The sequence below is a fragment of the Paludibacterium yongneupense DSM 18731 genome (genome assembly GCF_000422925.1).
Taxonomy (GTDB): domain Bacteria; phylum Pseudomonadota; class Gammaproteobacteria; order Burkholderiales; family Chromobacteriaceae; genus Paludibacterium; species Paludibacterium yongneupense.
The window spans coordinates 31,519-41,691 of sequence record NZ_AUGZ01000034.1; the positions used below are offsets into that span (position 1 = coordinate 31,519).

10 protein-coding genes are annotated in these 10,173 nt (G+C 57.3%); 8 read left to right on the plus strand and 2 right to left on the minus strand.

The features are described from left to right. Positions 1–37: 37 nt before the first annotated feature. The 4 genes from G520_RS0112250 (at position 38) to G520_RS0112265 (ending at position 4,842) form a co-directional block, all read left to right on the plus strand. The gene (locus G520_RS0112250; RefSeq protein ID WP_051229366.1) at positions 38–754 is read left to right on the plus strand and encodes a cytidylyltransferase domain-containing protein; all 717 of its coding nucleotides are present in this window, start codon (positions 38–40) and stop codon (positions 752–754) included. Continuing rightward, complete coding sequence (locus tag G520_RS24465; protein WP_169449838.1) at positions 751–1,749, plus strand: Gfo/Idh/MocA family protein; 999 nt, start codon at positions 751–753, stop codon at positions 1,747–1,749. The genes G520_RS0112250 and G520_RS24465 overlap by 4 nt, the downstream gene beginning before the upstream one ends. Positions 1,750–1,762: 13 nt before the next feature. Further along, complete coding sequence (locus G520_RS0112260) at positions 1,763–2,848, plus strand: glycosyltransferase family protein (protein WP_028535924.1); 1,086 nt, start codon at positions 1,763–1,765, stop codon at positions 2,846–2,848. 119 nt (positions 2,849–2,967) lie between these two features. Then, the gene (locus tag G520_RS0112265; protein WP_028535925.1) at positions 2,968–4,842 is read left to right on the plus strand and encodes a hypothetical protein; all 1,875 of its coding nucleotides are present in this window, start codon (positions 2,968–2,970) and stop codon (positions 4,840–4,842) included. 57 nt (positions 4,843–4,899) lie between these two features. Here the strand turns inward: G520_RS0112265 and G520_RS0112270 are convergent, their stop codons facing one another. Then, a complete protein-coding gene (locus G520_RS0112270; protein WP_028535926.1) occupies positions 4,900–5,886 on the minus strand; it encodes a Wzz/FepE/Etk N-terminal domain-containing protein in 987 nt (328 codons plus the stop codon). A gap of 545 nt (positions 5,887–6,431) precedes the next feature. On the opposite strand from G520_RS0112270, the gene rfbB reads away from it, so the two are divergent. Genes rfbB through rfbC form a run of 4 tightly spaced genes read left to right on the plus strand, consistent with a single transcriptional unit; the run spans position 6,432 to position 9,824 of the window. Next, positions 6,432–7,490: a dTDP-glucose 4,6-dehydratase gene (gene rfbB / locus G520_RS0112275; RefSeq protein ID WP_028535927.1), complete on the plus strand. Its 1,059-nt coding sequence runs from the start codon at positions 6,432–6,434 to the stop codon at positions 7,488–7,490. 3 nt (positions 7,491–7,493) lie between these two features. Beyond that, a complete protein-coding gene (gene rfbD, locus G520_RS0112280; RefSeq protein WP_028535928.1) occupies positions 7,494–8,399 on the plus strand; it encodes a dTDP-4-dehydrorhamnose reductase in 906 nt (301 codons plus the stop codon). Further along, the gene (gene rfbA / locus G520_RS0112285) at positions 8,396–9,271 is read left to right on the plus strand and encodes a glucose-1-phosphate thymidylyltransferase RfbA (RefSeq protein ID WP_028535929.1); all 876 of its coding nucleotides are present in this window, start codon (positions 8,396–8,398) and stop codon (positions 9,269–9,271) included. The genes rfbD and rfbA overlap by 4 nt, the downstream gene beginning before the upstream one ends. 7 nt (positions 9,272–9,278) lie before the next feature. Beyond that, complete coding sequence (gene rfbC / locus G520_RS0112290; protein ID WP_028535930.1) at positions 9,279–9,824, plus strand: dTDP-4-dehydrorhamnose 3,5-epimerase; 546 nt, start codon at positions 9,279–9,281, stop codon at positions 9,822–9,824. A gap of 45 nt (positions 9,825–9,869) precedes the next feature. On the opposite strand, the gene G520_RS0112295 is transcribed toward rfbC, so the two are convergent. After that, the coding region (locus G520_RS0112295; RefSeq protein ID WP_028535931.1) for a GDP-mannose 4,6-dehydratase at positions 9,870–10,173 on the minus strand (304 nt) is incomplete at its 5' end.

Sequence of the window (10,173 nt, forward strand, 5' to 3'; positions counted from 1 at the left end):
GAACCGCCCAAGGGTAGTAGCAAGTATTGAAGCGCGCATGGGCTCCTCCCGTCTTCCGGGCAAGGTGCTTGCCGATGTCAACGGCAAGCCGGTGCTGTGGCGTTTGGTGGAGAGGCTGCGGCAGTGTCGTGAACTTGACGACATTGTTGTCGCGACGTCGACTTCAGCCAGCGATGACGTACTTGCCGAGTGGTGCGGGCAGAATGGGGTGGCCTGCTTTCGCGGTAGCGAAGACGATGTGCTGGAGAGGGTTGTGGCGGCGCAACGCTCCATGCACTCCGATGTGGTTGTCGAGATCACGGGAGACTGCCCGTTGACGGATCCCGAAATTGTCGATCTGGGTGTGCTGACGTTCCTGTCTCATCGCGACCGTGTCGATGTGGTCAGCAACTGTGGTAATACGTTGACCTGGCCTATGGGGCAATATGTCCAGGTCTTTCCGCTAGCCCTGCTCGAAGAAGTATGCGATACGGTCAGCGATGCCGCCGTACACGAACATGTGTCGCTCTATTTTTACGAACACCCCGAGCGCTATCGTTTGATCGAGATACTCGCCCCTGAGCGATGGCGCGAACCAGCCTGGCGCATGCAGCTTGATTACCCGGAGGACCTCGTTTTTCAGAACGAGGTCGTGCGTCGGCTGGAGCCGGTGCATGGCTCCTGTTTCGGTATCGAGCCGGTGATGGCTTTGCTGCGTGCCGAGCCGCACATTGTCGAGATCAACCGCCATTGCGAGGAAAGGGCTGCACGGTGACACACCGTTGGCGTACGGCCTTGCTTGGCTTCGGAAAAATTGCCTCGGGGTATGCGGAAGACCCGCGCCAGGGGGCCTGGTTTCGTTATGGTACACATGCCCAGGTGTTGGCAGAGCACCCTTGCTTCGACTGGAAGGCTGTTGTCGATCCTTCCGCTGCCGCACGAGAGCATGCCCGCGAGCGTTGGTCCGTTTGCGCTACGGCTCCTTCGATCGAGGAGCTGGAATGCGCCGATGAGATTGAAGTGGCCGTGATCGCGACACCGCCCGAGTCTCGCCTCGGAATGATTGAACGTATGCCTTCGCTGCGTGCCGTTCTGGTCGAAAAACCGCTCGGCACCGACTTGCTTGCCGCCAGGCGCTTTCTGGATGCCTGCGGGCGGCGTGGTATTCATGTCGCTGTAAATTTGCCACGACGTTATGACCAGAAATTGCAGGCATTGGCGGCGGGAGGGCTGGAAAAGGAGTGGGGCGCCGCGACGGCGGTATTCGGAGTGTACGGAAACGGCTTGCTGAACAATGGCACCCATCTGATCGACTTGATACGGATGCTTTTTGGAGAGGTTGCCGATGTCGACATGGCCGGTGGCGGGAGACGGTTCGTTGAGGGGCCGATCAGTGGCGATTGCAATATTCCTTTTGCTTTGAGCATGGCCAGCGGTTTGAATGTGATGGTGCAGCCAGTGGTGTTCGCTAACTATCGCGAAGTGAGTCTGGATATCTGGGCGGAACGCGGCCGGGTGCAATTGCTGAACGAGACGTTGTTCTGTCAGGCCGCTCCAGTGGCCGGCAACCGTCAATTGAGCGGGGCGAGCGAAATCGCCCACGAGCAAACGGTGCGCGAAGTGATGGGGCTCTCTGACGCCTTGTACCACGCGTACGATAATCTGGCCGCCACGCTGAACGCTGGCATTGCGCTCGCATGCAGCGGGGCTGAGGCGCTGGTGACCATGGCGGTCGTCGAGTCGATTCGGGCTCGGGCCGGAATTCTGTGAGAGAACGGTGCGCATGATTCTCCTCTATGCGGACGATCCCGGTGCGGCCAATTATCTGTCGCCTCTTCCTGCAGCATTGCAAGCGCAGGGGCTGCAGTCAGAGTTTTGGATTGATCCCGCTCTCGGTTCGTATTGTGCCGACAGGGGAATTGTGGCCCGGATACGTGGCAGCAACGAATCGGCAGAAGACATGCTTGTCGGAAAAATGGCCGCCGTACTTGGCAGTTCGGAGGATGCGGATTGCTTTGGTCACAGGTTGACGTCACTGGCGAGGAGACGGCAGATTCCGACATTGGGGGTTGTCGACATGTGTGTCAACGCTGAAAACCGCTTTCGTGGCGGGAGTCGTGACGCCTTGAAGCATGTTCCCGATTGGCTGGTTCTTCCCGATGTTTACTGTCGTGACGCCTTTTTCAAGCTGGGTTTTCCATCTGACAGGATGCTGGTTTACGGGCACCCCCATTATGATCATATCCGTGCCCGAAAAAGGGGGTTCGACGAACAGGGGCGTGCGGCTCTGCGCAGGGAGCATTTTCCAGACGCCCCGTCGGGGCGGCAGATCTGGATGTTCCTTGCGGAAGGCGTCGACCGGCTGGATCCTGCCTGTTCTTACCGGTCCGAAGCTTACACCCTGCATGGTCGGGGGGACACGGATTTCCGGGCTGCCATCGTTCTGGAAGAAGTGATCGATGTGGCGGCCGGCATGACTCCGAGGCCGTGGATCGTGCTGCGGCCCCACCCGAAGAGCGATTTGTCGGATTTTGACGTCTGCGCGGCAGGGATCGACGAGTTTCGCACCGGAGGTGATCCTTTGCCTTTGCTTTGCGCCTCGGACAGGGTGATCGGTATGACGACCATGCTACTGCTTGAGGCATACTTGCTCGGATGTCCTGCGTTGTCCGTCCTGCCCCGCGAATGTGAGCGCGAGTGGCTGGCGACCCTGAAATCCGGTCTGACGCCGGTTGCGCAGACTCGCGAACAACTGGGGGACCTCTTGTCCGGCTCCTCCGCTTCCCATTCCTGGCGGGAGTATTCCGAACTCGACGTACTTCCCGTTGGTGCGGCGGGCAGAATTGCCCGCTTTCTTTCTGCGCTATAAATCCCATTTTAAATTTTTACGCGGTATGCCGGTATTGCGCCGCTTTGCTCGATCACGGTGGTGTGCGTAAACTGTGTCACGATTAAACTGACAAACTAAAACGGGCATTGCGGTTGGATATGATTTCATTTGCGATACTGGGGCTTCTGCAGGTCCTGTTCTTACCCGGCTATCTCTGTGCCAGGCAGTTCACTCGTCTTGAATGTGCTGACAAGGTGCTGATCTCGGTACCACTGAGCCTGCTGCTCAACTACTTGACGATGTTTGTGCTGGTAAACGCTGGCTGGTATACGCAATCAGTGATGCTCTGCATCGTCATGTCCGAGTTCGTGTGCCTGTTCGCCTTCCGAGGAAGTGACTTTACGTCGTCGGTCAGCAAGCCCGTTCAGAACGACAGGCTTGCCAGTGCCGCACTGGTTCTTGCCCTTATTTTCCTGAACTGTGCTCTGGCCCAGGATGTGGGACATGTGTTTGAGGCCTGGGATACTGTTGCCTCATGGAACCGTTGGGCGATGGCTTGGGCCGAGCAGCGGGTCATTTCCTATTGGGGCTATCCGCAGGCGGTTCCGGCGGCCTATGCCAGCATCTATGTGCTGGCCGGTTCGACGAACTTGCAGTTGGTTAGCAAGGTCGTAACTCAGGTCATGCCCTATTTCGGTCTGCTGTGTCTGTGGCGCATCGGGCAGATCCGACCGGACTATCGGCGTATCGCCTGTATTTCGGGTGTGCTCTTTGCGCTGTTCCAGATGCAGTGGTATTACAGTATTGCCTTCATCTTCTCCGGTTATGCGGATCCATTTTCTGCCTCCATGGGTGTTTTCGCGATATACGCCTTTCTCCTTATAGGTGAAATCGCCGTTCCTGCCCGTACTCAGGCGCGCGAACCGGTTCATTGGGCAACCTTGATCACCATTGTGTTGTCGGTGTCTGCCGCTTCTGTGATCAAGCAGCCAGGGTTGGTCGCGACAGGATTGTTCTGCCTGGCCTTGCTGTGTTCGCATTGGCCGCTGTTTCGGCAGCGCATCTGGTTGTGCCTTGGCCTGTCCAGCGTTCTGGCCCTGATCGGTTTGCACTGGTACGCGTTTACCTGGGAGCGGAGTCTGCATCATCTGGATAGTTTCCTGTACGCAGGAAATATGCTGATTCCTTCGCCGTACTGGCTCAGGCCACTGACGGCCTTGCGGGAGTTTTCCGATATCCGGCTCAGCGCCCTCTGGGCGCTGTTATTGGGAGTCGCGTTGGCCGGGCGGTCGGATATACGCCGCCTGTTCGTTTTTTTCCTGCTTCCGCAATATCTGTTCTGGGCCGTACTAGTCTCTTATGACCTGAGATCCGGCTATACCTTCCTGCCGTGGGTGGCCATGGGTGCGGCGAGCGGGCTGGTTGTGCTGCTGGATGCTTCGCGGCGGCACTGGTTGTTCAGGCTGCCGGTTTGGGGACTTCTGATTTATCTGGCTGTATTTGCTCTGCGTTATGTGGATGTGACCAAGCATAAGGGCAAGACGTTATTGTTAACTGCTTTGGTACTCGTTGGCTGGCGGATGTTGTCCCGACGCGCACCTCTGCGCTTAGGGCGCAGAGGTGCGCTTGCCGGCGTCCTGGTTTTACTGCTCGCGCCATTGCTGGTGCCTGACGGACGTTTGCTGGATTTGAATACCCGGCTGCGTATTCAAAGCAATAATATGGGCTTCAATCAGTTGTTGTACGACACAATGAAAAACGAGTCGCACTGGATGATGGGCTCCGATTGGCAAATGCCGCTTAACCTTCCGACCTTCGAGCGGCGCTTTACCCCTTGCGGCTGCGATGTCGGAGCCGTGCTTCAATACAAGATAAAATACTATATTTACGCGTCCGCTTTCTGCAAGGGCAGTGCAAGGCAGGATATCGAGAATGCACTGCGGCGCAAACACATTGATTTCACGGTCAAGGATCTGGGGCAGGGCTATGCCTTGTTGACCAAGACAAGCCCGCCTTACGGGGCTGCGAAATGAGAGTGCCAGGATCGCCATCAGTGCCGTCTTTCCTGGGGCGATCCGGTTACGAATTGGTCAAGATCGGAGCGCCGTTTTTATCTGATCAATTTTGCTGCGGTTTTGCTCGCTCAGCATCATACGCTTCCATCCCTCTTGCAGGATGGCGAGCACAATGGCCAGTACCAGCCCGCCCAGGGTTGCCATCGCCGGGTTCATACGATGTGGCTGCGGAGCCGGAGCTGTCGGGAGAATCCCCGGAATGACGACCAGCTCGGTTTTGGCGATGTCCTGCAGGTTGGCCCTGATGGCCTGCATCTTCTTTTCCTGCGCGTTGAGCTCAAGCCATTCCTGAACTGGGCCGGGTATAGAATCGCGATCCGGATAAAGAGATTGCTGAGTGATGAATTTATCCAGGCTGGTCGAATAGTTGCTGGCATCAGTCAAGCCTAAGGTTTTGTAGAACATGATCAAGGACAGATCAGCCCGGATTTCGGCAAGCCGCCATGCTTGCGGCCACTGCATGATCGCTGCATTCAGAGTCAGTTTTCGCGGGAGCGTCTGGGCGAGGGCGGCAATTTGCTTGTGGGTCCTTTCTGCCAGAGTCGCCATCAATTTCTGCTGGACCGCGCTCGGGGTTGTTCCCTGACTCAGGCTATCGGCCAGAATGGCCCGAGCCGACGCGTTGGCCCCTTGTAGTGCAAGTTCCGGTGAGCCTGCGCGAAACAGGATTACAGTCTGTCCGTTTTTCGGGTCCGGGAATATTTCGAAATGGCACCGGTTGCCGGCGCAGCCTGGCAGCGATGCGGTGACTCGTTCAACGCTCTGGGTGAACGGAAGCAATCGGCTCCTATCTGTGTCGCTGGTCGGTGGGGAGAGCAGGATGGAGCTGGCTTCGTAGTGCTTTGCTACGGTCATCGTGTAGGCGAGGGATAGGGCAAGGCAAAGCAGAGGCAGGGCAATGATAAGTCGTTTATGCCGGGCAATAGCGAGAATCAGATCCAGAAGCAGAATCGGATCTTCACTCTCGAATTGAGTTGGAATATAGGTTTTTTGATCAGTCATCGTGAGTCCATGCTTTACTGTCAGTCGCAGAATTCAGCTGTGTTCGTATCGGCTTTCCATGCGAACGATACCGCCCTCGCCTACCTGGCGCCAGATACCCCTCAATCCGCTCCAGCCGACTTCTCATGCAAGCGGGCTGCTCTGCGATTTTGGGCCGCAGGGCCTGGCTCTGCTCCGCGACCGCGATCCGACTGTTGCGAAGCTGGAAATGCATGGGAGTCCGCGGGCGTGACCGCGGGTGCGAACGACTCCCGGGGGCACCCGCCAGTATAGAATGAGAGCCCATCTGGCCGAAACTTTCGGTTTCAATAGTTGTTAGTATAGTAACAGCCTGCAGTCTGTCGCAGCTGTCAATTTCGATGCTCCTGTCTCGAGCGATATTCGAGACAGGAGCAGGGTGCTGAGGCAAGGTCATCCGGATGCCGCTCAATAAACGGTGGGAAGCGTTGAAGTTCCACAGATGAAGCCATATCGGGTACCATTCTCAACCATGACGAATGCTGTCCAGATTCTATCCATACCATTCTTATAGCGACGGATGTTCCATGATTTTAGTTACCGGAGGTGCTGGTTTTATCGGTGGAAACTTCGTTCTCGATTGGCTCGCTCAGTATGATGAGCCAATCGTAAACCTGGATAGGCTGACCTATGCAGGAAACCTTGAGACTTTGCAGAGCCTAGATGGTGATTCGCGCCATATATTCGTGCATGGCGACATCGGAGACGGCCCGCTGGTCGATGCCCTTCTCGCCACTCACCGACCGCGTGCGATAGTCCATTTCGCTGCCGAGTCCCACGTCGACCGATCCCTGCATGGTCCAGAGGATTTCATTCACACCAATGTGACGGGGACTTTCCGGCTGCTGGAAAGTGTGCGCCGCTATTTCGGGGGTTTGTCTGATGGCGAGCGTAGCCTGTTCCGTTTCCTGCATGTCTCAACCGATGAAGTATTCGGAAGTCTGGCGCCTGGCGCTGCGCCTTTTACCGAGACTAGCACCTACGAACCGAACAGTCCCTATTCGGCGTCCAAGGCGGCCAGCGACCATCTTGTGCGAGCCTGGCATTTCAGCTATGGCGTGCCGACGCTAATAACGCATTGTTCGAATAATTACGGACCATACCATTTCCCCGAGAAGCTGATTCCGTTGGTCATTCTCAATGCCTTGGCCGGAAAGGGCCTGCCGATTTACGGGGACGGGCTCCAAGTACGCGACTGGCTATACGTCAAAGATCACTGCGCGGCGATACGGCGAGTGCTGGAAGCTGGAACGCCTGGGGAGGCCTATAATATCGGGGGGTGGAACGAGAAGCCCAATATCGAAGTGGTTCGAACACTGTGCCATCACCTCGACCGTTTCCGTCCGCGTACAGACGGAAAGCTGTACGAGGCCCAGATTCGTTATGTCACTGACCGGCCTGGCCATGACCGGCGCTATGCCATCGATGCCGGCAAGTTGTACCGTGAGCTGGGATGGCGACCGGTCGAAACGTTCGATAGTGGATTGGAGAAAACGGTTCGTTGGTATCTCGACCATTCTCAATGGGTGGAGAACGTCACGAGCGGGGCGTATCGTCAATGGGTTCAACGCCACTATGGGAGCTGAACCATGCCGCGCTTGATGGTTACCGGGGCCAATGGACAGGTAGGATTCGAACTAGCGAGGGCGCTGGCTCCGCTGGGGGATGTGGTTTCCTTGACCCGGCGCGACTGCGAATTGACAGATGAAGTGGCTCTGCGGCGCTGTCTCGACGAGGTCAGGCCGGATGTCATCGTCAATCCCGCGGCCTGGACCGCGGTGGACAGGGCTGAATCCGATCCCGCGACGACATTCATGGTCAATGCGGAGCTGCCGGCGCGGCTGGCTGAGGAGGCTAGCCGCCGTGGTGTCCTGCTCGTGCATTATTCTACGGATTATGTCTTCGACGGATCTCTTGATCGACCCTACCGCGAGGATGACCCTACGCACCCGCTATCGGTGTATGGGCTAAGCAAGTGCAAGGGCGAAGAGGCTGTGCGCGCCAGTGAGGCACGCCACCTTATCCTGCGAACGAGCTGGGTATATGGCACTCATGGGGCCAACTTCGTCAAGACGGTGTTGCGTCTGGCGGCCGAGCGCGAGTCGCTCTCCATGGTGGCGGATCAGATTGGTGCGCCGACATCATCGGCCTTGATTGCCGATGCGACAGCGCATATGGTGGCGCATTATTTGCGAGAACCGGGCCGCTTCGCTGGTGGAACGTATCATTTGACCGCTGCAGGCGAGACCAGTTGGCATGGCCTTGCCCGTTTCGTCGTCCAGACCGCGCTTGAACTGGGTTGGCCGCTGTCCCTGAGTCCTGATGCCATCCTTCCTATTCCCGCATCCGGCTATCCGCTGCCGGCGGCACGGCCTGCCAACTCCCGGCTCGACACCTCGCGAGTTCGCTATGATTTCGGATTGACACTGCCGCCATGGCAAGACGGCGTACGCCAGATGTTGATTTCGATGGATGCACTCAGGAGAACCGTATGACACAACGCAGGGGCATCATTCTGGCCGGCGGTGCAGGCACCCGACTGTACCCGGCAACCTTGGCCGTGTCCAAGCAACTGCTACCGATCTACGACAAGCCGATGATTTACTATCCCTTGTGTACTTTATTGCTGGCGGGGATCCGGGATATTCTGATCATTTCGACCCCGCAGGATACTCCTCGTTTCGAGCAATTGCTTGGCGATGGCAGCCAGTGGGGAATATCGTTGCAGTATGAGGTGCAGCCCAGTCCGGATGGCTTGGCTCAAGCATTTATTTTGGGCGAGCAGTTTCTGCAAGGGGGACCGTCGGCACTGGTTCTGGGGGACAATATTTTCTTCGGGCATGAATTCTCGCGTCTGTTGCAACTGGCTGCGGCCCGAGAACACGGGGCAACAGTCTTTGCTTATAGGGTGACAGACCCGGAACGTTATGGCGTGGTTGAATTCGATTCCGAGGGCCAGGCTCTCAGCCTGGAAGAGAAACCCGAACATCCCAAGTCAAATTATGCCGTGACCGGTTTGTATTTCTACGATTCCCAGGTTGTCGATTTTGCCCGTTCGCTCAAACCGTCTGCTCGTGGCGAGCTGGAAATCACCGATATCAACCGCCTGTATCTGGAGGCCGGCGGACTGGATGTACAGACCATGGGTCGAGGATATGCCTGGCTGGATACAGGGACGCATGAATCGATGCTGGATGCCAGCCAGTTCATTCATACACTCGAAGCGCGCCAGGGGGTCAAAGTGAGTTGCCCGGAGGAGGTCTGTTTCCGTCAGGGATGGATCGGTGCGGCGCAACTGGAAAGGCTGGCTGCTCCCATGCGCAAGAATGCCTATGGTCGCTACCTGCTTGACCTGTTGAAGGAATGATCGCGCAATGAAGATTACCGATACACGCATTCCCGACGTCAAGTTGATCGAGCCGCTGGTGTTTGGCGATGAGCGCGGGTTCTTTTTCGAAAGTTTCCGCCAGGATTTGTTTGATGCGGCCATCGGTGGACACACTGATTTTGTTCAGGACAATCACTCGCGTTCTTCCGGTGGCGTGCTGCGAGGTTTGCACTATCAGATCGAGCATGCGCAGGGAAAGCTGGTGCGGGCGGTAGTGGGGGAGGTGTTCGATGTCGCGGTGGATCTGCGTCGGCATTCTCCCCATTTCGGGCAATGGGTTTCCGCTCTTCTTAGTGCCGAGAACAAGCGTCAGCTATGGATCCCGCCCGGTTTTGCCCACGGGTTTCTTGTTCTGAGCGATGTTGCAGAGTTCGTGTACAAAACCAATGACGTCTGGCTACCCGAGCATGAGCGCTGCATCCGGTGGGATGATCCGAGTCTTGAGATCACCTGGCCTTTGCAGGGAGAGCCGCTCGTTTCGCCCAAAGATGCGGCTGGGGTTTCGTTTGCAGAGGCGGACTGTTACGACTGATCCTGACAAGGGGCCACTGCTGCGGCCCCTTGTTCTCGTTCCTGCTTACTCGTTGTAATCCATGGCCTTGAAGCCATGTTCCTTGATCAGGCTGTCGCGGCGTGCGAGGTCGTAGTCGTGACGCACCATCTCGGCCACCAGCTGCGCAAACGGCGTCGCCGGTTTCCAGCCGAGCTTGGCGTGCGCCTTGGACGGATCGCCGAGCAGGGTCTCGACCTCGGTCGGACGGAAATAGCGCGGGTCCACCCGCACCACCACCTGCCCCGGCGCGAGCCGGCCGCCGCGATCGCTGACCACGATGCCGATCTCGTCCACGCCGCGACCTTCCCAGCGCAGGACAAGGCCCAGC

Coding starts and splice junctions, on each gene's coding strand:
- G520_RS0112250 (WP_051229366.1), top strand. CDS start 38: ATGGGCTCCTCCCGTCTTCCGGGCAAGGTGCTTGCCGATGTCAACGGC.
- G520_RS0112260 (WP_028535924.1), top strand. CDS start 1,763: ATGATTCTCCTCTATGCGGACGATCCCGGTGCGGCCAATTATCTGTCG.
- G520_RS0112265 (WP_028535925.1), top strand. CDS start 2,968: ATGATTTCATTTGCGATACTGGGGCTTCTGCAGGTCCTGTTCTTACCC.
- G520_RS0112270 (WP_028535926.1), bottom strand. CDS start 5,886: ATGACTGATCAAAAAACCTATATTCCAACTCAATTCGAGAGTGAAGAT.
- rfbB (WP_028535927.1), top strand. CDS start 6,432: ATGATTTTAGTTACCGGAGGTGCTGGTTTTATCGGTGGAAACTTCGTT.
- rfbD (WP_028535928.1), top strand. CDS start 7,494: ATGCCGCGCTTGATGGTTACCGGGGCCAATGGACAGGTAGGATTCGAA.
- rfbA (WP_028535929.1), top strand. CDS start 8,396: ATGACACAACGCAGGGGCATCATTCTGGCCGGCGGTGCAGGCACCCGA.
- rfbC (WP_028535930.1), top strand. CDS start 9,279: ATGAAGATTACCGATACACGCATTCCCGACGTCAAGTTGATCGAGCCG.